The sequence below is a fragment of the Thermoanaerobacterium thermosaccharolyticum DSM 571 genome, assembly GCF_000145615.1.
Taxonomy (GTDB): Bacteria; Bacillota; Thermoanaerobacteria; order Thermoanaerobacterales; family Thermoanaerobacteraceae; genus Thermoanaerobacterium; species Thermoanaerobacterium thermosaccharolyticum.
The window spans coordinates 1,871,283-1,894,041 of the sequence record NC_014410.1; the positions used below are offsets into that span (position 1 = coordinate 1,871,283).

Sequence of the window (22,759 nt, forward strand, 5' to 3'; positions counted from 1 at the left end):
TAAGGATTTTACACACTCTTCTCATACTTTAAATCAAACTTAATACAAGCACCCCCGCCCTCTCTATTATAAGCTTCTATTTCCCCGCCATGAATCTCTACCAACTTCTTTGCAATGTAAAGTCCCAGACCAACATGTCCATCTTCTGATGACCTAGATACATCTCCCCTGTAAAACCTTTCAAAGACATGTGTTAAGTCTTTCTGATTGAATCCACTTCCTGAATCACAAACTGTTATATAAATTTTATCTTCATCGATATTACATCTTATCTTTATCATTCCTAATTCAGGCGTATATCTTATACTGTTAATGACGATGTTATCCATTACCCTCTCAAACTTTTGAACATCAATATATACCATTGCTTTATCATGCCTTTTGTCTAAAATATCCAAATCGAAATTTAAACTTTTGTCTTTTGAAATTTGTTTATACTCATCTATTTTACGTGTTAAAAAATCTTTTATATTTATTTGACTAAAATTCAGATTGACTGGTGAATCATCTAATTCAGACATAAAAAGCATCATCTTCACAATCTTTATACATTTATCAGTATTCTCAAGAATCACATCTAAATACTTTTTAAATTTTAACTTGTCGTCTATACAATCATCAAGCAATGATTCAGCATATCCTTTGATTATTGAAATAGGTGTCTTCAAATCATGGGCGAGGGATTCTACCATTTCGTGCCTTTCCTGTTCGATTTTCCACTGAGCAGTAAGAGAATTTTTTAATTCATCTTTCATATCATTAAATGCTACGCAGAGACTACCAAGTTCATTATCCGCTTTATAATCAATGTCAAAATTGAGATCTCTTTCTTTTATTTTTCTTGATGCCTCAATAATCAAATTTAAAGGCTTTCTTATATTTTTAGTAAATTCTAGAGAAAAAAGTATTGTAAATAAAGCAATATAAATAAACGGCGAAATTACTATTATTATAAATAATGGCTCGTATAAATATTTGTCTACCTTATTAATAAAATAAGGCGTTAATGTATAAGACAGTGAAACAGCACCTTCTATCATACCTTGCTTATTTATTATCGGTATGATTTTATAATAGCTACCTTTTAAACCAGATGTCGTATTTATAATTTTATACAGCTCATCTCTATTCCTAATCAGCTTCTGACTGTCAGTGCCATATATCTTGTCGCCATTTTGATTCATCACCTGATACTTAATACCTTCTTTTGGTATGATTTTGTCAATTTTACTTTTATTGTAAATATTTAATATATCCGGCCCATACCCTCGAATCTTGCTTTCGATTGAAGGAATCATCTTCTCATAGTAATTCGCCGGATAAACCTTTTTATACTGAATATTTATAAATGCCAGATATCCTATATAATACGTCACTATAGTTGCCAGTATGCTTAATATCAATATAGAAACAAAATATATAATAAACTGTGTCTTTAGCGATTTATTTTTAAATATCATAAAACCTTCTCCCATTTATAACCTATTCCCCACACTGTCTTAATATATTCTGTATCAGGATCAAGGTTCTCAATTTTTGCTCTTATATTTTTAATATGCTCTGTAACTGTAGTAGTGTCACCTTCTGCATCAAAACCCCATACTTTTTCATATATCTGTTCTTTTGAAAATACTTGACCGGGATGAAGCGACAAAAGCTCTAAAACATCAAATTCTTTTTTTGTAAGCCCAATAGGATTCCCCTTCACCATCACTTCTCGCGACTTTAAATCTATTGTAATGTTTTTAAAATTTAATAAAGCCCTTTTTCCTTCTTCATTTAATAAAATTGCTCGCTTTTCTCTTCGCAAATGTGCATCTATCCTTGCTAACAATTCCTTTAAGCTAAATGGTTTTACAACATAATCATCACCACCTAAGGCAAATCCCTTTATCCTGTCCATTTCGCTTTGTTTTGCACTTAAAAATACGATGGGACAAATTACAGTATCCCTTATCTTGCGGCAAACTTCATACCCATCAATATCAGGCATCATTATATCAAGCACTATAAGATCCGGCATTTCTTTAGCTTTTTCAATTCCTTCCTTGCCGTTATAAGCAGTCAGAACAGTGTTGCCCTTTCTTTCAAGCGAATCTTTTAACAAATCAGCTATCTCTTTCTCATCATCAATAATTAATATTTTACTCATACATTTTCCTGCCTTCCCATCTCTTAAACCATATTATACCACCAACAATCATAAATATAAAAAACAATGAAGCGAAGATGAACCCACTGGCGATTTGATTAATCAATTCTCCCGACGATATTATTTTAGGCGGATATGCCATGCTTGATGTAAAAAGAAGATATGCACCAGGAAGTATAGAAAGCCTTACAGGCCATGCCCATGGGATATAAGTCCATATACTATTGCCTAAGTTCGTAGACATAAGCGCAGCAACTAACATGCCAAAGCCCCCAAATCCAATTGATGCCCCCAATCCCCATGCAAAACTAATCCACATATACATAGACAATAATGATAATGCGCCGATTGATTCTAAAATAAAAGACGCTATATAGATGACCCACGGAAAATTCCCACGTAATATTTCATACCCAATTCCAAAAATAAATATTGAAATTATCATACTTATCTGCATTGATAATGCTATAATTATGAATTTGCCAATATATAAATTGCTCCTTTCAAAATTATTGCCATACAAGTTTATGAAACCTCCAGCATTCTCCTCCTGATTTGCAGCCAAACCAAATAATAAGCCAGCCGTAATCGGAACAACCACTGCCGTCCAGATTTCAAAAAAGGCTTGATGTATATAAAAATCAGATAAAGATCTTACTGATGAGTACCATAGAAGTGCAGATGAAAACAATACTGGAAGCAAAAATGTAATATATCTTAAAGGCGTGCGCCTAGTCTTTATTATTTCAGAATACAATATCTTCATCAATTTAAATCTCTCCTTTGAAACCAAATCATAGTAAGAATTGAGAATATCAAAAACGCTAAAACTGAAGCAATAACGCCAATCGGGATTACCGATGGATCTTTTAAAGAGTCATTAATCTGTAATAATGTACCGTTAGGATGAACACCTATTATTGGGCACATAAGCCTTGTTGGCCAGCTCCATGGTATATAGATCCAATATGATTTCGAAGCTCCAATCACACCGATAATAAGTCCTACAAACCCTAATGCAATGCTATAAAATGTTCCTTTCAAAGTCGCCAGCCATAATTCCAAGGGTATCAAGGCAAGCGATGTAACCCATGTAAAAAATCCTCCTGCAATTATTTTACTCCAAGGAATATCTCCACCTGCCGTTATTGATCCTGTTATAATAATAGCAATAATCAAAACCAATGTTGACAAAAATGTATAGAAGGCCATTATCAATATTTTACCTATCCATATTTTGTGTAGAGGAACATTTCGGCTTTTTATACTTCGATATCCGCCAGATTTTTTCTCATGCAAAGCTACCAGTGATGCATAAAGTGCCAAGCCAATCGGTATAAAAATTACCGGCCACCAATTGTACACCAAATCAATAAGAAGCTGCCATGGCATAAGATAATTTGCAGGCATAAATATCTTCTGCGGCAGTGCATACAGCACAAAAAACAACGGCGCAAATATAATAAGTTTTCTCATAAAAGTCCTTCTGTACTTTAAATTTTCCGATTTCAAAATATTAATCATTTTTTTCACCCCTCACTACATTAAAAAATAACTGTTCAATGTCTTGCTTTTCATCTATTGTTCCTTGGTATTTAAGTTTGCCGTTACTTATAATGCCTATCGTATCAACAAGCTTTGAAACTTCCGTTAAAATATGGCTTGATAATATCACTGTAATCCCCATTTCGTGAAAAGACTTTATTAATTCTCGAAGATTCTGTATACCTATAGGATCTAAACCATTTGATGGCTCATCAAGTATTAACAAATCAGGATTTCCTAATAAAGCAATGGCAATACCTAATCTCTGTTTCATGCCTGTAGAAAATTGCGATACTAGTTTTTTACCTGTATCATTTAAATCTACAATTTCTAGAACTTCTTTAATCCTCTCATCAGCAATTCCAATTAATCTTGCGTGAACCAAAAGATTCTCATACGCCGTCAAATTCCCATATAGAGCAGGTGACTCAATAAGTGCACCAATTTTATCAAGATGTTCTCTTCGCCACCTCTCTCCAAATACAAATATTTCACCTGATGTTGGATGCAGTAAACCAGTTACCATCTTTAATGTAGTAGATTTACCAGCTCCATTAGGTCCAAGAAGCCCGTATATAGACCCTTTAGGAACTTTTAATGAAATGTCATCTACAACTAAGTGTTTTCCATAAGACTTTTTTAAATTTCTCGTTTCAAGTATATATTCCATAATATACCACCTTTCTTCCATCTTTTTGCTTGATGTTTGTATTATAAAATCAAATTATAAAGAATTTATAAAGAAATATTTCCATTTACCTATTTAATTAATTTGCAAATAATGTTATAATATTATTAAGGGAAAATTATTATTTATTGATAATGGAGATGATTATATGAATCCTTTAGAGTATGCAATCAAAATGGAACTTGATGGTGTAGATTACTACAATAATCAAGCTGAATTAAATAAAGACAACGAACTTTACAACGTATTTAAAGAGATGGCAAAAGATGAAATGACACATGCAGAAATACTAAAAAATAAAATGAATGAAATTACATTTGAATTAAAAGATGACGGGAATTTAGAAAGGGCTAAAAACATATTTTTCAGCGCAGAAGATTTTAAAACAAATATTAAAGACATACCGGGACAAATTGAAGGATACAGGCTAATTTTAGATAAAGAAAAGGAAAGCATAGATCTCTATAAAAAGCTCTTAAATGACAGCAATGATGAAGAAGAAAGGGAAATCTTCAAATACCTCATAAAGCAGGAAGAAGAGCATTATGGAATAATCGAAGACATAATAGCACTATTAAACCACTCTTATGAATGGGTTGAATCCGCCGAATTTGGAGTAAGAAAAGAAGAATATTAATACATAAGGACAGGCTTTCACCTGTCCTTTCTAATAATTTTTAATTGGATGTTTCTAAATTTGCAGCTACATTTTGCGAATGCAATTCTCTGTATATCTTAATCCACTTCGTCACACAATCGATGCTTATAGCTACAGCTAACAATAGAATTATTATTGAGAAAACTATTAAAACTGTATTGCCTGATGGCAGATAGTTTGTGACTATATTTAGATATGCCGCTGTCACTGTCGTAACGATCATGAATGCGAAGGGTACTGCTGTTATGGCAATGTACTTTGCCTTTCCTCTTTTTAAAAGCATTGTCGTTCCGATTGCTAATGCAATTGATGCCAAAAGCTGATTTGATGTACCAAATAAAGGCCATATTGTAGATATGCTGCCATTGTACACTAGATAACCCCACGCAGATGTAAATACAATACTTGTGATTATGATACCTGGCCACCAATTCTTATTTTTTAATGGCTTGTAGATATATCCGCCAGCTTCTTGCAAAACATATCTTCCAATTCTTGTGCCTGCATCGACTGTCGTCAGTATAAACAAGGCTTCAAAAAGTATTGAGAAATGATACAAATATGACATCAATTCTTTAAAACCTGGTATAGATGAAAAAATGTAAGACATACCTACGCCTAAAGTAACCGCACCACCAGTCCTTCCTGCCAAAGTCTCTCCTACTGCTTTTGAAAGCGCTGAAAGATCAACAGTATTCATTCCAAGATGTGCAAATATCTGGGACGGTACATTTATGGCAAAATAGTCACCAGGATGCAAGCTAGTAGCAGCAATCAATGCCATTATAGATACAAAACCTTCTACTAACATTGCACCGTAACCAATAGGTAAAATATCCTTTTCATTTTTGATCATCTTTGGTGTCGTACCAGTCGAAATCAATGAATGAAATCCAGATAATGCACCACACGCAATCGTTATAAATACAAACGGCCAAACTTTACCTGGAATAATAGGTCCACCGCCATGTATAAACTTTGTCATAGCCGGCATTTTTATTATAGGATTTACAAATATTACGCCTATTGCTAATAAAGATATAACGCCTATTTTCATATAAGTGCTTAAATAATCCCTCGGTGTTAAAAGCAGCCAAACCGGAAGGACAGCAGCAATTAACCCATAAAGAGCCAATAACACTGTCATTTGATGTTGATTAAAAGTTAAATAAGGTGCTAAGACAGAATGTTGAACCATTGGTCCTACAACGACTGAAACTATCATTAAGACAACACCTATAATAGTTGTTTCTGCGACTTTATTTGGCCTTATCCATTTCATATAGACAGCCATAAAAAGAGCAATTGGTATTGTAGCTCCTACAGTAAATGTCCCCCATGGACTATTAAAGAGTGAGTTTACGACAACGATTGCAAGACCTGCAACAGTAATAAGCAAAATAAATATTACAGCAATCGTAGCTGCAAAGCCTGAAAATTTGCCTACTTCTGCTCTGGCAATCTCAGCCAGCGACTTCCCTTCATGCCTTACAGATGCAAATAAAATAACTATATCGTGTACTGCACCTGCCAAAACAGCACCTATCAAGATCCACAATGCACCAGGCAAATAGCCAAACTGTGCAGCAAGAACTGGACCTACCAAAGGACCTGCTCCTGCAATAGCCGCAAAATGATGTCCAAAAAGTACCCACTTATTTGTCGGCACGTAGTCGTAACCATTTTCTAATGCGTATGCAGGTGTTTTTCTTGTTTCATCCAGCATTAAGACTTTTGATGCAATGAAAACACCATAAAAGCGATAAGCCAATACAAATATACACGCTGCAGCAATTACCAAAACAATTGCACTCATCATAGAAACCTCCTTATATTCCAAATTCTATAAGGAGTATATAGCATAACCGTGATAAATTCATTAAATTTTCCATAAGAGTTAAAAATACTGGACTAAAAAGAAATATACTGTATTAAAAAGAAATATTTACACTGCTAATTTTTCTCAAGTCCAAATATCTTTTTTAGCTCTCTAATCTTGTTTTTACTGACTGATATCTTTGTCTTTTTGTCGTCATCCATAACAAGCCAGTAAGTACCCTTAAACCAAGGCAGTATCTCCAAAATATTATTTAGATTTACAATAAAACTCTTTTGAACTCTAAAGAAAATAGATTCACTAAGCCTATTTTCTAAATTCTTCATTGTATCATTGTAGTCAAAAATGTCATTCTTAGTTTTTACAAGTACCTTCCCATCCATCGCTTCTGCATATACAATTTCGTTAAAATCTACAAGCTTGATCCTGCCAAACTTTTCTACTGGTAATTTATGAAATTGGCCTTCAAAAAATCTAGTTTCATTATCTAAGTAAAGTTGCCACATATCTGGTTTATCGTACATATTTACAATTTTGTTTATCGTCTTATTCAATCTACATGGGTTTATAGGCTTAAGTAAATAGTCTATAGCGCCTATTTCAAAAGCTTCTATTGCATAGCTGTCGTATGCTGTAACAAACACAACAAGCGGAACCTTATCTAAAGAAGTTATATTATTTGCAACATTAATCCCATTTAACTTAGGAATGTTAATATCTAAAAAAACGACATCAGGCTTCAAACTAAGTATCTTATCAAAAGCTTCTGTACCATTCTTAGCTGTTCCTATAACTTCAATAGTATTTTTATAATCACTTAAAAGATATTTCAGACCTTCTATAGCCGGAAGCTCATCATCTACTACTAGCGATCTCAATATCATTAGTAATTTCCTCCTTATCCTTCTCTTGGCATTTAGGAAAGTCAAATATCACTTTTGTGCCATATCCCTTTTTACTCTCGATCTTAAATAAAGCACCTCTGTGTATACTTTGAATCCTTTCATACACATTATGAAGTCCAATACCCATATTAGTGCCATAATCTTCTTTTACTATCTTCTTAAGCATTTCATACTCGATTCCTTCGCCGTCATCTTCCACAGAGAATCTAATAAAGTCATTGTTATCTTTGATCTTTATTACAACCGTACCGCCATTATCCTTTGGCAAGATGCCGTGCTTTACAGCATTTTCCACAATAGGTTGAATCAATAAAGCCGGTATATACATATTTAGTAGATTCTCATCAATATCCTTTACCACATTGATCTTATCTCCAAAGCGTGCTTTCTCAATGAACAAATACGCATCTATATTTTCAAGTTCCTTACAAATCTTTATCCACTTTCCTGCGTACCTAAGGTTATTTCTTAGATATTCGCTTAAAGTAATAAGCAGTTTGCTGGCACCATCAGGATTGTATTGTATAAAGGAAATCACCGTATTTAATGCATTAAACAAAAAGTGAGGATTTATCTGTGCTTGCAGCGCATTAAACTTCATTTCATTAGCAATCCTTTTTTGATTTTCCGCATCTGCAATCTCAAGCTGATTTGATATTAAATTGCTTAATCCTTTTGCTACTTCTATATCTGTGCTGTTTACAAACTTATTCTTTCGAAAAATTTTAAGTGTGCCAACTAATTCATCGTAGCAGTAAAGCGGTGCTGTCACAGATGATAATAGACCTAAACCTCTTTTATTGTTGTCCACATAAACCTTTTTAAATCTAAATGCATTCACTTCAGACTTTTTAAATAGATGACATTTTTTATTTGCCTCATCTAATCCTACGGATGCCAAAATCGTCTTCATGTCAGTTATCGCAACAGCATCTACATCAATCGCCTCGTATATGATCTCGGAAACAATTTTTGCCGTATCACTATTAAGCCCATTTCTAATATACGGTATTGCTTTAGACGTAATATCAAGGATTATCTTGGCTTGTCTTGACTGTATCGTGTCAATCTCGTCAAATACTGATTTGATGATAAGCATAAACACGGCAATCCCAGTTGAATTAACTAGTATCATAGGTATGCCAATCACTTTTACAAGTGATAATGCACTGGAAAAAGGTCTCGATATAGCAAGGATCAATACCATCTGCAGCGTCTCGCCTATGATGCCTGCTAAAAATGCTACTTTCCAGTCAACCGTATTTTTATAGTATTTCTTTATGATGCCGCCTATAAGTCCTTCCAGAGTAGTCGATATTCCACACGCTAAAGCCGTAAATCCTCCTATTAGAAATCTGTGAAATCCAGCTATAAATCCCACAATAAGCCCGATAAAAGGACCACCTAAGAGACCTGCTATCATAGGACCTACAACTCTTGAATTGGCAATAGCACCATTTATAGGAATCCCTACATACGTTCCTATGATGCCAATCAAGCTGAATATGGCTATGAGTATCGAAAGATCCTTATAACTTACATTATTGCTTATAACCTTCTTAAAAAAATTTGCCTTTGACAAGATAAAAGCCAAAAGTCCTATCATGCTGAACCTTTCGGCCAACAAAATAAGCAAGTTTAACATAATTTCATCTCCAATTACGTCTAATTGATTTTTACATCGATATGTTTTTAAAATCTATCTTTAAATCCTCGAATATGCCAACTTTAATAGTATCGTCAAAGCTGTATTGATCTACCTCATTATATTCATCATTTTGGTTCATTCTAAAAACTATAATGCTTTTTTTATGTGGATTGACTATCCAGTATTCTTTTACACCTGAATTTTGATACAAATTCACTTTTACAACATAATCTCTTGACAAAGAAGATGGTGAAGCTATCTCTATTATCATATCAGGCGCACCATCACACCCTTTATCATTTAGCTTTTTCTCATCACATACAATAGATATATCAGGTTGTACTCTGCTTATTTTATCGTTTTTATCTTTTAATCGAACGTCAAACGGTGCAGAATAAACTTTGCATCTTCCACCCTTTGAAGCAATATAATTATATATTAAAACTGACAATTGCATTGAAACTTCTTGATGTACCCTTGACGGCGGAGCCATTATATAAATCTGTCCATCAATTAATTCTACTCTTTCATCTTCTGGCCAGTTTTCATAATCCACTTCCGTATAATTATTTTTTATTATTTTACTCATATCTACATCACCCATTTTGATTATATCATAATCATAAATGACGTAACACAAATTTATACTGCTATTACTACCATATATTTCCTTGCCACGTGCTGTATCTTACCTTACTTACATCTTCGTCTATGTCAGGCTTTCTAAATACAAATAAATGCTCATGCATTATTAAATAAAAATTATATTTTTCCACCTGACTTTCCCAATATGGTGTTGATTTGCAATTATGTTGTACTTTTATAATATCTTCCTTCAATATAAAGCCATTTTTAAGAAAAAGTTGCATTACATAAAAAGCCAATGGAACATAATGTCCGCTTTTTCTAGTATCACCTATTAATATTGCACAATACCTATTATTCTTTAAAACCCTGAAAAGCTCTGAAACACCTTTTTCCAACTCATTTAAAAACTTCTTTACTCCTGAAATATTTGATAAATCGCCCTCTATATTACCATTTGAATATTTTATAATATTTAGATATGGAGGATGCGTTATAATTAAATCAATACTGTTGTCATCGATTTCTTTAAGGTTTCTAATGTCACCTATTTTTGCATCAGGTTCAAATTTACACTTACCACTAAAATTAGCACCGAAATTCAAATTTCGTTTTGTAATATCGATTGCATCAGGATTAATATCAAAACCAATTCCTCTTCTATTCAATAATTTTGCCTCTACCAAAGTAGTACCGCTTCCAACCATAGGATCTAATACAATATCATTTTCTTTTGAATAACGCAATATAATATTTCTTGGAACTTGCGGTGCAAAATTTCCTCTGTATTTTCCATTATGTGTTGCCCAATCTCCTCTTTCTGGAAATGACCAAACAGTTGTTATTTCTTTTTTGAAATTTATATTCTCCATAAAATTTCCTCCAATAACCCTTTCCGTACAAAATATAGATTTAATAGGTAATTAACTCTTTCAAAGCCTTTATGCAATTGATTTTTTTGACCTTTCCAGCCAATCCCATCGGTTATCCAGATGAATTCAAAGCCATTTTCTTTTAATTCATTTTGCCTTTCTATATATGAATCAACTATTTCCTGAGGTTTTGAACCAGTACCCGAATAAAAATTGACTTCTATATTTACAACTTTATTGCCATTTTTTATTATAATAAAATCAGCTTTTCTATTTTTAACGAAGGCTTGAAAGAAGTCTCCCATCCTCTATAGGTGGGAGATGAATTTCTATTGTTTTCCATAACATTATATGCTATAATATTATCAGGAGTAAAAAGTAAAGACAATTAGGCATAACAGCCTAAGAGTAATATTTTTGTAGGGAAGGTTCCTCCCGAAATTACGCCTATGGAGATTGTGTAAGACCTGCTGTGAATAACAGTAGGCAACGGTCTATGAAGTAGGAAGCTTCATCCTCTATAGGATGGAGTAGGTTCACTTGAAGAATTTACATGTATGTTATAATTATCATCTAAGTACTGAAACTTTTTTTGAAACAATATATTAAAAGAATTTTTTCCATTAGATGCTATTTTTTCAATCATCGGTTTTAGCATCAATTCCATAGCATCTCCACTTCTGTTTTTACGTGCATTGGTATCCATGCCAACTTCGATACCCAGCACGTAATCTTGTACACTTTTTGAAGATAATTCAAGAAAAAATCTCTTTAAACCGGTTTTTTCAAAGAACTCAACAATATCGTCAATATCTGTGTTTGTCAAAGTCTTTTTATTAAAATCATAATGAACTATGCTAAAATTCTTATCATTAAAATCATCAATAACTGTCAGCTTTTGTTCTCGTATTGCTAATAAAATTGGAATAGTAGAAAGAACTTGAGGATAATTTGACAAAATTTTTTTTAAATCGTCATCAAATTGTTTATTCCCAATCAATGTGTTTAAAATATTAAACTCAATCTTATACTTATCAACGTGTCTTTTTACTTTGTCCCAATCCACAAAAAATTTGTAGCTCCTATTTGTATCAACTAATGTATTGTGAAATTTTTCTATAACATCTTCTAAATTTTTCATTCCTAAAAAATTAAAATAGATTGAATCCATATAAATCCCCCTAATAATATTAAAAATTCCTAATTATAAGCTCATTAATTGGCCCCCGCCCATTACCTTTGCTATTAATGTATCTTTTTGCACTAACTCTTTCGATGATAAACCCAGAATATAACTTATCAAAAAAATCATCATCTTTATCAATGTTTTTAGGATCTGAATTGCTTAATATTAGATAAGCTCCTTTTTTATCCATTTCTTTAAAAAACTCAGATAATCTTACTTGATCACAATCACCAAATCCAGATTCATTGTATGATGTGAAGTTTGAAGTCGAACTTAAAGGCCGATACGGTGGATCAAGATATAAAAGGCTACCCTTTTTTACATATTTTTTTGACTCTTCGAAATCTGCACATATTATTTCTGTGTCTATTAATGCTTTACTAACCTCATATAAATTTTCTTTATCACAAATTTTAGGCTTATTATATTTGCCAAAAGGCACATTAAAACTTCCATTTCTATTTAGCCTAAATAAACCATTAAAGCAAGTTTTATTTAAAAAAATCAAGTAAGAAGCTCTTCTTATCCAATCGGAATTATACATAAAATAATTAAATGTATCTTTTTGAGTGTTATACTCTTCTCTAATATTATAATAAAATTCTTTTCTATCTTCATCTGATAATTGTAAATATCTACTTTCAATATCTTTCAATTCGAATATTAAATCTTCTACATTATTTTGTATAGCTCTATATCCCACAATTAACTCTTTGTTTGAATCTATCAAAAAAGATTCTTTTACGTTATAATTATTTTTTAAAAAAAAGAAAAAGGCTCCTCCACCTACAAAAGGTTCAATATAACTTTCTATCTCACGTTTCTGTATTATTAGTAATGGTAATCTGCTATTTAGCTCGTTTAAAAGCTGAGTTTTGCCTCCAGCCCATTTTAAAAATGGTTTTGCATTTGTCATTACGCATTTTTTATTATCAATGCCATTTATTACAAGTTGCTCATTCATTATTAAATCCCATCCATTCACTAAGTCACAATTTTTCTTTTTTAATTATACCATCAAATAAATTTTATTCAAAAAATATCAATTAACTTGTGAGTCAACTTTAAAGTTAATAACTCATAAGTTAGCAAATTGCACTCGCTCATAAACTAAATAGTCTCCTACGTAAATGACGGAAATACGTGATCATCGCTAGCTCTACCTGTCAAAAGGTACCTCTCAAGCTCTTCTATGTTGTACTTTCTCTGGGGATATGAGTTGAAATAGTTTCGCGGTACTTCATAATTAGTTTTTTTATTCTGCGTGTTTTCTATTTGTGAAAACAATTCTTTTTCTTTTACATAATTTTCTGCAACTTTATTTAGAAATTTTGCAGGGTACTTAATCTCTTTTCCCTTCATCCTTGATAAGCAGACTTTTATATCGTCGTCATTCAATTTGTACTTGCTTTTTATAGCATCAATTAGGGCGCTTGATATTGTGATTTCGTTTTTTGATTTAGTAAAATTTGATACTTCATTTTTTGATTGCTCTATTTTATTGTGTTTTTCTGCCTCTTCCTTGAGTTTCACATACGATGGTACACTTTCTAACGTATTATTAAAGTCTCTATGATGGATAGAATGATTATCTAAATCAGATCTATCTCTAGAATCATTGATAGATTGATCTATCACATTATTATTATCTTTCAATCTATCTGATTGATATGATACATATATATTATTATACATAGTATATATGTCGTCATTTTTTGAAACTGGTGAATTTTCAATGGTTTCAGATTTTGACGAACTATTATTTAATAACGTGGTTTCATTTTTTGTAGTTGCATCAAGATTAAGTGATTCAAACCATTTTTCATAGCTTATAAATTCACCAGTCTCCTTATCAAAAGCATACGTTATGCTTCTGACATCTTTATTATCTGAAAGCATGTAATACTTTTTTATTCTGCCCATGTCTACATTGTCAATAAAGCATATCAGAAGCTTTTTGTCGATCAGCTTTTTTATTGATTCAGAAATTGCACCGGCTGACAGTCCTGTTCCAGTGTCCAATCTTTTCTTGGTATCATCTAGTTTGCCATTTTGAAATTCGTCCGTTGTAATGTGCACCGGATTTTTATCAGCATGCTTTAATAGAAACAATAGAAGTTTTACTTCACTCCCTGAAAAGCTGTTTAAATTATCGTATATGTAATTTATTCCTAACATCTGTATCCTCTCCCTATATTTTATTTTTGGTTTCACTTATAATATAGGGAAAGCTTAAAAATCTTATATACGCTTTTAAAAATTTTTTTCGCTTACGATTTTTTTGATATAGACTGATTCATATTCGTCTTCCAATATATCCATGATTATCTCGTCATACCTTTCACCTGCTATTCTTTTTGCTTCTCTTATCCTCCCTGCTTCTTTGAAGCCAACTTTTTTGTAGCAAGATATAGCCGGTTTGTTGTAAGAATAAACTCTTAAATAAATATTGTGCATATTAAGAATGCTGAATCCAAAATCAAGTGCTAAATTAAGTGCCTCTTGACCATAGCCCTTGCCCCAATATTCTTTATTGCCTATAAATAATCCTACTTCAGCAACTCTATTTATGTAATCTAGTTTAGGAAAACCGAGATTGCCTATAAGCTGGTCTGTCTTAATGTCTACTATCGCAAAATTGTATTCTCTCGATAATGTTTCTAAAATTTCTTTTTCTTTCTCTTTTGTAACAATCTGTGATGCAAAAAGCATTCCAGCCGCAACTTCCATGTCATTTACCCATTCTGAGTATTTTTCGTAATCATCCACATTCATAGGCGATAAGTAACACTTTTCTCCTATTAATTTCTTGTAATACATGTAATCTCCCCCCAGTTAAATGTAATATTAATACAATTTTATTTTTTCAAATTTCATATGTCAAGAAATTTCTATCACGCAAATATCTTTACAAATCTTCGAATAATTTGTAATTAACATTTAAAACTAATAATGTCAGTATAGAAATGTGAGGATGTAAGTATATGAAAAGCGTCACGCAAAAAGAACTATTATTCTCGATTTTTTTATTTGAATAGGAAATACTATTTTATTTGCTCATGGAATATCAGCAAAGCAGGATTCATGGATGGCAATATTATTAGCAATGGCATCAGCACTGCCACTTTTATACTTGTACATTTTTTTGTACCAACAATATAGGTTAAATTTAACAGAAATATTGAAATTAAGTTTTGTAAAACCAATAGGGAAAGTATTATCGGCAGTCTATATGCTTTATTTTTTTTATATGGCGGCAAGAGTCACAAGGGATTATTTAGAACTCAGCACAGGCAGCATCTTTCCTATGTCGCCTATTAAGGTTATAGCAATATTTTTGATGATTGTGGTAACATATTTTCTACTTTTTGACATAAGTGTCACTTTAAAAGTTGCTAGTATTTTATTGCCAGGATTTATTTCATTAATTTTAGTTGTATTTCTTTTTGCTTTTACTATTCCTGGTTATAGTTTAAATAAGATTACTCCAATACTTGGAGACGGAATAATGCCAATTATAAAAGCGGCATATCCACAAATTTTGACTTTTCCCTTTGGAGAAATCATTGTTTTTATGATGATATTTCCAGAAGTGCCAAACAAAAAAGAGCTATTCAAACATTCTTTTGTTGTATTTATACTGACAGGGTTGTTTCTTGCATTCAATAATATAAACATTATATCTGCTATTGGCGTCTATGAAGCTTCTAGGATCAACTTCCCATTTTATTCGATGACGCGGCTTATTTCACTAGGCTTTTTTAGAAATCTCGATTCTTTGTATATTGCTCTTATGATAATAGGCAATTTAATCAAAATCATTATTTTCGCTTACGCTGGTTTGAAAGCATCTCAGTCAGTTTTTGATATAAAGGAATATAAATTTTTGCTTATTCCAACTGCTGCAATCATTTATGCTCTGTCAATTATCACAGCAGAATCATATTTTATACAAATACCAGTTGAGCTTCCACTGGTGTCCCTTTATATCCATGTGCCGCTGCAAATTATAGTACCTTTACTTTTGTTAATAGCTTATTTTGTTAAAAAACGCAACTTAAAATCGTAAATTAATTTATTCATTTTAGTAAGACACTATCTTAAAATTAACTAGAATATATTACATATTTCTCTTGATTTTGCTATTTTTGTGTTATATTATAGCCTTAAAGGAGTGATATAAATGATTAAAAGAACTCTAGGAAAAACTGGCGAGGTGCTTTCGATTATTGGTTTTGGCGGAATACTAGTTATGAATATGGAGCAAAGTAAAGCTAACAATTTGGTATCTGATGCAATTGATCGAGGAATTAAGAAGCGATTAGCTTTTTCTTTAAGTTTATAAATTTACTCTAATTCATAGTTTTGTATGGCATCCACTTGATAATAAAATGCGAGAATCCATTCCGTTACATCCCATGCATTTGTTTTTGCATTATAATTCAGTTTATAGTATTTCTTTTAAAACCTTACAAACATGATATTGGAAATAGAAGAACTAATCTAATTTTACTGTAGTCATATACAATGCCAAATAATTCATGTCAATGTTTGTCCAAAGAACTTTATAATAATTACTTGTGGTTGTGTATTCAAAAATGCTAATGTATAATATATTAAAATAGTAAATTGTGTTTATTGGTGGTGAATAGAATGGATATAGATGAATATAATAGATGGTTTAACCAAGCAATTCACACTTTTAAATCAGCTTATAGAGATTATAAAGATGGAGATTATTCATGGTCATGTTTTAAAGCGCAACAAGCCGCTGAATATGCTGTTAAAGCACTTTTAAGAGCGTTTGGCATTTCTATAGTAGGCCATTCACTAGTTAAATTAGCAAATGACCTTGATAATGCTGGAATTAATAAACCTGATGAATATAATAAATGGGCTAGAAAACTTGACAGAGATTACATTCAACCACGATACCCGGATGCTTACCCATCAGGAAGTCCTTACGAATATTATGATGAAAATGATGCTAAAATATCATTGGAATATGCTCAAAATATTCTAAATTATGTGGAGGAATACATAAATGAATGCAGCAATGATAATAAGGGAAAAGAAAAGAAATAATCTTATAGATATAGGTAAGAAATACTCAGAAATTATTAGTAATGTTTTACATCCTATGTGTGCAATTATAATCGGTTCAGTTGCCAGAGGGGATTTTAACGATAGTAGTGATATTGATGTAATATTAATATCTGATAAAATACCTATTAATTATAAAGAAAGAATGAAATTACTTTATGATTACGTTTTTGATGCAATCGAACCAAAAGGCTATAACACCGAGGAATTTAAAAAACTATATTTTAAAAATAACCCCATTTCTATTGAAGCAATTGAAAAGGGTATTGTAATTTATGATGACGGAATATGGGATAAACTAAAAAAAGATATTCTTTCAGGTTATGTTGGAGAAATACAGTAAAAAAACGGCTATCATAGCCGCAATCAATACTTATTTTAATTTTTTTTATTTATAAAATCACTTGGCGATTTTAGAATTTTAATAGGTATTGAAAATAAAAATTTATTTAATTCGCTTATCAAGTCTTCTGTTATCTTAAAAGACTTTTCTAATAACCCATTATTTTTTGCAATAAAATCATCTTTTAATTCTATTTCAGTTTTACATTGTTGGCATTTGATTCTAATGATTTTTCCGTCATCATTATAAAAAATAACGTGATTTGTGTTTTTGTTGCAATGTAAGCAAAATAACTCTGCCTCCATATATTTGAACATGTAAACACCTCTTATAAACTATTCTTAATATTTCTAATATAATAAGAATAATCTACAGTTTTTGTATTAAATATTGATGAAGTCCCCAATACTAAAACATTTGCACCTGCTTCAATGACTTTGGGAATTGTTTTTTCATTTATACTGCCGTCAACTTCAATCAGAGGATTTATACCTTCATTAGAACAAATTTCTTTTACCCTTTTGATTTTTTCAATAACATATGATCTAAAACTTTGACCGCTAAAACCCGGATTAACTGTCATTATAAGCACCATATCTAGATCTTTTAATACACTTTTTATAACGTCGATTGATGTGTCAGGACTTATTGCTATAGATGCTTTTATACCTTCATCTTTGATTAATCTTACTATTTTATAATAATCCTTTGTAGTTTCCGCATGAAAAGAAATAAATTCAGGTTTAATGTGTAAAAACATCTTGATAAATTTTTCAGGCTCAACAGTCGCAAAGTGTATATCAAGCGGAATTTTTGTAAATTCTTTTATTCTTTCTATAACATAGGGTCCCATAGCTAAATTATTTACAAAAACCCCGTCCATAACATCACAATGAAGCATATCAATATGCGCATCTTCTAATCTTTTTAATTCATTTTTTAGTTCAAGCTGATTTGCGCACATTATCGACGCAGCAAATCTTATCATCAATATCCATCCTTTATTGTTTTATTTTAATCTTTTCATTGAGAGCTACCCAATCTTCAGCAAATTTTTTTATACTTTTATCAGTTAAGTAATTATTGAACATATCACAAAAAAGTTCGTACGAAATTGTAACAGAATGTGCACCTGCTTTAATTGTGCGAATTACTTGTTCTACATTTCTAAAACTTGCAGCTAATATCTTTGTCTCAAAGCAATTCATTTCATATATATTTCTTATTTCTTTTATTACCTCAATCGCATCTATTCCATTTTGCTCCATTCTATTTATATACGGAGCAATATAATCAGCTCCTGCAATAGCAGAGATAATTGCTTGACTTGTACTAAACACTGCTGTTGCAAGAGTCTTTACAGAACTCTTCTTTAGTTCTTGAATCGCTTTAATGCCATCAGGAGTCACAGGTATTTTTATTCCAATTCTTTTGCTGTCAAAGCTTAATAGTTCATTTGCTTCAATCATAATATCTCTATATTTATCTGATACGGTTTGCACAAATAATAGCCCATTACTGTTTTCTAATATAGCTTTTATAGTGTCGCTTCTCGATTTTCCAGCTTTTAAAAGTATAGATGGATTTGTCGTTACACCTTTTAATATCCCGATGTTAAAGCCCTGTTTTATTTGCTCAATGTCCGCCGTATCTAAAAATAGATCCAATTATAATTCCTCCAAACTATTTTATACTATACTTCTTTTCAATTTCAGTTATTTTATCTATTCTTTTTTGATGCCTTCCGCCACTAAATTCAGCATTAAGCCATTCGTCTACTATCATTAAAGCAAGTCCTGAACCTGTTACCCTTCCTCCAAGGCATATTATGTTTGCATTGTTGTGTTCTTTGCAAGCCCTTGCAGAAAATACATCTCCTACAACAGCAGCCCTTATTCCAGGAACTTTATTCGCAGCAATTGATATCCCTATGCCTGTGCCACAACATAATATACCTAAGTCACTTTCTCCATTTCTTATGCTTTCTGCTACCTTTAGTGCATATTCAGGATAATCTACAGATTCTTTCGAATGTGTGCCAAAATCTTTATATTCTATATTTTTATCTTCTAAATGTTTCTTTATTATCTCTTTTAGCTCATATCCACCATGATCGCATCCTAATGATATTATCATATATATCATCCTTCCATTTTTAATGCACTATATATTTCCTTTAGATTTTTTTCTATTTCATTATTCTTGAATATGGATGAACCTATAACCACATCTGTAACACCTAATTTTACTATCTCTTCTACGTTGTCTTTGCTTATTCCACCGTCCACCTGAATCGAGAAATTATAGTTATATTTTTCTTTAATTGTCACAAGGTCTTTTAGCTTGTTTTTCATTTCTTCTATAAAGTTTTGCCCGCCAAATCCAGGTTCGACTGTCATAATCAGTACCTTATCTATTAATTTATATAGATAACGTAATGATTCTATGGATGTCGCAGGATTTAAAGCTATGCCGACACTAACACCGTATTTCTTTATAAGTTCTATTGTTCTATAAAGATGAGGACATGCCTCCGCATGTACTGTTATATTATCAGCTCCTGCGTCTACAAATCTTTCAATAAATTTATCCGGATCATTTATCATTAAATGTATGTCAAATTTCATTTCTGTTATTTCTCTTATTGCTCTTATTTGATCAATTCCAAATGCTATATTAGGCACAAAGTTACCATCCATAACATCGATATGTATCGATGTTATGGAGTTCTTTTCAAGGATTTTAATATCTTTTTCTATATTACAGAAATTCGCAGATAATATTGATGGGTTTATTGTTGGATTCATTTTTACCACCTATCATATTTTTAATTTTGCGTTTTTCCAATCATTTATAAATTTCTCTATTCCTATGTCTGTCAACGGATGTTTCACCATTTGCATAAGCACTTTGTACGGTACTGTTGCAATATCTGCTCCTAATTTTGCAGCTTCCAATACATGCATTGGTGTTCTTACGCTTGCAACTATAATTTCTGTTTTAATTCCATAATTCCTAAATATCTGAACAATTTGAGATATCAATGACATTCCATCTGTACTCATATCATCTAATCTTCCTACAAATGGGCTCACATAAGTTGCACCTGCACGTGCAGCAAGAAGTGCTTGTGTGGCTGAAAATACCAGTGTAACGTTGGTCTTTATCCCTTCTTTTGATAGTGCATTTACTGCTTTTAACCCTTCCGCTGTCATAGGTATTTTTATTACAATATTTTTATGGATTTTTGCAAGCTCTCTTGCTTCTTTTACCATTCCTTCTGAGTCAGTGCTTATTACTTCTGCACTTATTGGACCATCTACTATTGTTGTTATTTCTTTAACAACTTCAATAAAATCTCTTCCTTCTTTTGCAATTAATGAAGGGTTTGTTGTAACACCAGATATGACACCTAATTTATTGGCTTCTCTTATTTCATCAACATTAGCTGTGTCAATGAAAAATTTCATAGATGATTCCTCCTATATTAAATTAATGATTTTGCAGTTTTTATTATATTTGCAGTTGATATTCCATAATGCTCAAGTAGTTCCTTCGGTTTGCCAGATTGTCCGAATACATCATTTATTCCTATCATTTTTACTTTTGTTGGGTACTCTTGCGAAAGAACTTCGCATACAGCAGATCCTAATCCTCCTATTATACTGTGCTCCTCTACTGTTACTATTCTGCCTGTTTTTTGTGCAGTTTTAATTATCAATTCTTTATCTATTGGTTTTATTGTATGAATGTTTATTACCTCAGCATCTATTCCATCTTTTTTTAATTCTTCTGCAGCCTCGATTGCCATGGATACTGTAATACCTGTAGCTATTATCGTTACATCTTTTCCATTTTTTATTACTTCGCCTTTCCCTAACTGAAATTTGTAACTGTCGTCATGAATTGTAGGAACTGCCATTCTGCCAAGTCTTATATATACAGGCCCTTTGTATTCAGCTGCAGCTAAGATAGCGCTTTTAGTTTCTATGTCATCCGAAGGGTTTATTACCACCATGTTTGGTATTGATCTCATCAATGAAATATCTTCTATTGACTGGTGTGTTGCACCGTCTTCGCCTACAGTTATTCCAGCATGTGTAGCTGCTATTTTTACATTAAGCTTTGGATATGCTACCGAATTTCTAATTTGCTCATATGCTCTACCTGTTGCAAAAATTGCAAATGTGCTTGCGAATGGTATTTTACCGCATGTGGCAAGTCCTGCTGCTGTTCCTATCATATCAGCTTCCGCTATGCCGATGTTGAAAAATCTTTCCGGTGATACTTTTTGAAATTCGGCAGTTTTAGTCGATTTGGACAAATCCGCATCTAAAACTACAACATCCTTATTTATTTTACTTAATTCGACTAATGCTTCGCCATATGCTTCTCTAGTTGCTTTATTCATCAAGCTTCACCTCTTTCTAGTTCTTCGATGGCTTTCTCTGCTTCTTCTTTCTTTGGTGCAACGCCGTGCCAACCAACTTGATTCTCCATAAATGATACTCCTTTGCCTTTTATGGTTTTGGCAATTATTATTGTAGGTTTTCCTTTCGTTGCTTTTGCTTCTTCCAATGCTTTATCCAGTTCTTCAAAGTTATGCCCGTCTGCTTCAATTGCATTCCATCCAAACGCTCTAAACTTTTCATCAATAGGTTGTATATTCATTACTTCTTCGTTTCTACCATCAATCTGCAGCCCATTATTATCTAATATTGCTGTTAAATTATCCAGTTTATAATGAGCAGCTGTCATTGCGGCTTCCCATATTTGACCTTCTTGTATTTCACCATCGCCTAATATTACATATACTCTATAGTCTTTCTTATCAAGTTTAGCTGCAAGTGCCATTCCATTCGCTGCAGAAAGACCCTGACCCAATGAACCTGTTGTCATGTCCAGTCCAGGTGTTGATTTCATGTCAGGATGTCCCTGTAACATCGAATTTATTTTTCTTAATTTTTTTAGCTCTTCTTTAGGAAAATATCCTCTTTCACTTAAAACTGCATATAGTGCTGGGGCTGCATGACCTTTTGATAACACTAATCTATCTCTATCTTCATACTTTGGATTATTAGGATCAATATTCATTTTTTCAAAATATAATATTGTAAGAATATCGGTACAGGATAAAGATCCTCCTGGATGTCCTGAACCAGATTCTGCCAGCATTTCAATTATGTCTTTTCTTATTTCTTTTGCTTTTTCTTTTAGTAATGCTGTATTCACTCTTA

General features: G+C 32.1%; 28 protein-coding genes. 5 read left to right on the forward strand and 23 right to left on the reverse strand.

Going from position 1 to position 22,759, the window contains the following annotated elements:
- Nucleotides 1-8 precede the first annotated feature (8 nt).
- The 5 genes from TTHE_RS09325 to TTHE_RS09345 are packed head-to-tail and all read right to left on the reverse strand — an operon-like array spanning nt 9 to nt 4,367.
- Nucleotides 9-1,460, reverse strand: coding sequence for a HAMP domain-containing sensor histidine kinase (locus TTHE_RS09325; protein WP_013298337.1), 1,452 nt, complete (start codon nt 1,458-1,460; stop codon nt 9-11).
- A complete protein-coding gene (locus TTHE_RS09330) occupies nt 1,457-2,152 on the reverse strand; it encodes a response regulator transcription factor (RefSeq protein WP_013298338.1) in 696 nt (231 codons plus the stop codon). Before TTHE_RS09330 ends, TTHE_RS09325 begins: the two co-directional genes overlap by 4 nt.
- Complete coding sequence (locus TTHE_RS09335) at nt 2,145-2,918, reverse strand: lantibiotic immunity ABC transporter MutG family permease subunit (protein ID WP_013298339.1); 774 nt, start codon at nt 2,916-2,918, stop codon at nt 2,145-2,147. The genes TTHE_RS09330 and TTHE_RS09335 overlap by 8 nt, the downstream gene beginning before the upstream one ends.
- Entirely contained in the window at nt 2,918-3,676 is a 759-nt protein-coding gene (locus tag TTHE_RS09340) for a lantibiotic immunity ABC transporter MutE/EpiE family permease subunit (protein ID WP_013298340.1), read from the reverse strand. Before TTHE_RS09340 ends, TTHE_RS09335 begins: the two co-directional genes overlap by 1 nt.
- Entirely contained in the window at nt 3,669-4,367 is a 699-nt protein-coding gene (locus tag TTHE_RS09345) for a lantibiotic protection ABC transporter ATP-binding protein (RefSeq protein WP_013298341.1), read from the reverse strand. The genes TTHE_RS09340 and TTHE_RS09345 overlap by 8 nt, the downstream gene beginning before the upstream one ends.
- 166 nt (nt 4,368-4,533) lie before the next feature.
- Here TTHE_RS09345 and TTHE_RS09350 point away from each other — a divergent pair, with 166 nt between their 5' ends.
- Nucleotides 4,534-5,022 carry a ferritin-like domain-containing protein gene (locus TTHE_RS09350; protein WP_013298342.1) on the forward strand — a complete coding sequence of 163 codons (489 nt, stop codon included), beginning with the start codon at nt 4,534-4,536 and terminating at the stop codon, nt 5,020-5,022.
- Nucleotides 5,023-5,062: 40 nt separating this feature from the next.
- Here TTHE_RS09350 and TTHE_RS09355 read toward each other — a convergent pair whose 3' ends face one another.
- The 10 genes from TTHE_RS09355 to TTHE_RS09400 form a co-directional block, all read right to left on the reverse strand.
- Nucleotides 5,063-6,859 (reverse strand): carbon starvation CstA family protein, encoded by a 1,797-nt coding sequence (locus tag TTHE_RS09355; protein ID WP_013298343.1) that lies wholly within the window; start codon nt 6,857-6,859, stop codon nt 5,063-5,065.
- Nucleotides 6,860-6,996: 137 nt separating this feature from the next.
- Nucleotides 6,997-7,764 carry a LytR/AlgR family response regulator transcription factor gene (locus TTHE_RS09360; protein WP_013298344.1) on the reverse strand — a complete coding sequence of 256 codons (768 nt, stop codon included), beginning with the start codon at nt 7,762-7,764 and terminating at the stop codon, nt 6,997-6,999.
- Complete coding sequence (locus TTHE_RS09365) at nt 7,736-9,430, reverse strand: LytS/YhcK type 5TM receptor domain-containing protein (RefSeq protein WP_013298345.1); 1,695 nt, start codon at nt 9,428-9,430, stop codon at nt 7,736-7,738. Before TTHE_RS09365 ends, TTHE_RS09360 begins: the two co-directional genes overlap by 29 nt.
- A 31-nt stretch (nt 9,431-9,461) precedes the next feature.
- A complete protein-coding gene (locus tag TTHE_RS09370) occupies nt 9,462-10,022 on the reverse strand; it encodes a Uma2 family endonuclease (RefSeq protein ID WP_041587461.1) in 561 nt (186 codons plus the stop codon).
- A 67-nt stretch (nt 10,023-10,089) separates the two neighbouring features.
- The gene (locus tag TTHE_RS09375) at nt 10,090-10,890 is read right to left on the reverse strand and encodes a TRM11 family SAM-dependent methyltransferase (RefSeq protein ID WP_013298347.1); all 801 of its coding nucleotides are present in this window, start codon (nt 10,888-10,890) and stop codon (nt 10,090-10,092) included.
- Entirely contained in the window at nt 10,878-11,195 is a 318-nt protein-coding gene (locus TTHE_RS09380; RefSeq protein WP_049774928.1) for a DpnII family type II restriction endonuclease, read from the reverse strand. Before TTHE_RS09380 ends, TTHE_RS09375 begins: the two co-directional genes overlap by 13 nt.
- Nucleotides 11,196-11,401: 206 nt before the next feature.
- Nucleotides 11,402-12,061 carry a DpnII family type II restriction endonuclease gene (locus tag TTHE_RS09385; protein ID WP_049774929.1) on the reverse strand — a complete coding sequence of 220 codons (660 nt, stop codon included), beginning with the start codon at nt 12,059-12,061 and terminating at the stop codon, nt 11,402-11,404.
- Between the two features lie 19 nt (nt 12,062-12,080).
- Nucleotides 12,081-12,992 carry a DNA adenine methylase gene (locus TTHE_RS09390; RefSeq protein WP_231292642.1) on the reverse strand — a complete coding sequence of 304 codons (912 nt, stop codon included), beginning with the start codon at nt 12,990-12,992 and terminating at the stop codon, nt 12,081-12,083.
- Between the two features lie 206 nt (nt 12,993-13,198).
- Nucleotides 13,199-14,254 (reverse strand): hypothetical protein, encoded by a 1,056-nt coding sequence (locus TTHE_RS09395; protein WP_013298349.1) that lies wholly within the window; start codon nt 14,252-14,254, stop codon nt 13,199-13,201.
- Nucleotides 14,255-14,329: 75 nt separating this feature from the next.
- Entirely contained in the window at nt 14,330-14,896 is a 567-nt protein-coding gene (locus TTHE_RS09400) for a GNAT family N-acetyltransferase (protein WP_013298350.1), read from the reverse strand.
- A gap of 268 nt (nt 14,897-15,164) precedes the next feature.
- Between TTHE_RS09400 and TTHE_RS09405 the strand changes: the two genes are divergently transcribed.
- From TTHE_RS09405 to TTHE_RS09420, 4 genes are all read left to right on the forward strand, one after another.
- On the forward strand, nt 15,165-16,145 hold the full coding sequence (locus tag TTHE_RS09405; protein WP_013298351.1) for a GerAB/ArcD/ProY family transporter: 981 nt from the start codon (nt 15,165-15,167) through the stop codon (nt 16,143-16,145).
- 114 nt (nt 16,146-16,259) lie between these two features.
- Nucleotides 16,260-16,421 carry an aldo/keto reductase gene (locus TTHE_RS09410; protein WP_013298352.1) on the forward strand — a complete coding sequence of 54 codons (162 nt, stop codon included), beginning with the start codon at nt 16,260-16,262 and terminating at the stop codon, nt 16,419-16,421.
- Between the two features lie 308 nt (nt 16,422-16,729).
- Nucleotides 16,730-17,161 carry a HEPN domain-containing protein gene (locus TTHE_RS09415; protein WP_013298353.1) on the forward strand — a complete coding sequence of 144 codons (432 nt, stop codon included), beginning with the start codon at nt 16,730-16,732 and terminating at the stop codon, nt 17,159-17,161.
- Nucleotides 17,121-17,522: a nucleotidyltransferase domain-containing protein gene (locus tag TTHE_RS09420; RefSeq protein WP_013298354.1), complete on the forward strand. Its 402-nt coding sequence runs from the start codon at nt 17,121-17,123 to the stop codon at nt 17,520-17,522. Before TTHE_RS09415 ends, TTHE_RS09420 begins: the two co-directional genes overlap by 41 nt.
- A 35-nt stretch (nt 17,523-17,557) precedes the next feature.
- On the opposite strand, the gene TTHE_RS09425 is transcribed toward TTHE_RS09420, so the two are convergent.
- From TTHE_RS09425 to TTHE_RS09460, 8 genes are read right to left on the reverse strand one after another with little or no spacing between them, the layout of a single operon-like run.
- Nucleotides 17,558-17,839, reverse strand: coding sequence for a hypothetical protein (locus TTHE_RS09425; protein ID WP_013298355.1), 282 nt, complete (start codon nt 17,837-17,839; stop codon nt 17,558-17,560).
- An 11-nt stretch (nt 17,840-17,850) separates the two neighbouring features.
- Nucleotides 17,851-18,510 (reverse strand): ribulose-phosphate 3-epimerase, encoded by a 660-nt coding sequence (rpe, locus tag TTHE_RS09430; protein WP_013298356.1) that lies wholly within the window; start codon nt 18,508-18,510, stop codon nt 17,851-17,853.
- Nucleotides 18,511-18,523: 13 nt separating this feature from the next.
- Complete coding sequence (locus tag TTHE_RS09435; protein ID WP_013298357.1) at nt 18,524-19,189, reverse strand: transaldolase family protein; 666 nt, start codon at nt 19,187-19,189, stop codon at nt 18,524-18,526.
- A 16-nt stretch (nt 19,190-19,205) separates the two neighbouring features.
- Complete coding sequence (gene rpiB, locus TTHE_RS09440; RefSeq protein WP_081441860.1) at nt 19,206-19,655, reverse strand: ribose 5-phosphate isomerase B; 450 nt, start codon at nt 19,653-19,655, stop codon at nt 19,206-19,208.
- A gap of 8 nt (nt 19,656-19,663) precedes the next feature.
- Nucleotides 19,664-20,329, reverse strand: coding sequence for a ribulose-phosphate 3-epimerase (gene rpe, locus TTHE_RS09445; protein WP_013298359.1), 666 nt, complete (start codon nt 20,327-20,329; stop codon nt 19,664-19,666).
- A gap of 12 nt (nt 20,330-20,341) precedes the next feature.
- Nucleotides 20,342-20,992, reverse strand: a complete 651-nt coding sequence (gene fsa / locus TTHE_RS09450) for a fructose-6-phosphate aldolase (RefSeq protein WP_013298360.1) — start codon at nt 20,990-20,992, stop codon at nt 20,342-20,344.
- Between the two features lie 17 nt (nt 20,993-21,009).
- A complete protein-coding gene (locus tag TTHE_RS09455) occupies nt 21,010-21,933 on the reverse strand; it encodes a transketolase family protein (protein ID WP_013298361.1) in 924 nt (307 codons plus the stop codon).
- Entirely contained in the window at nt 21,933-22,754 is an 822-nt protein-coding gene (locus TTHE_RS09460) for a transketolase (protein WP_013298362.1), read from the reverse strand. Before TTHE_RS09460 ends, TTHE_RS09455 begins: the two co-directional genes overlap by 1 nt.
- Nucleotides 22,755-22,759: the final 5 nt, after the last annotated feature.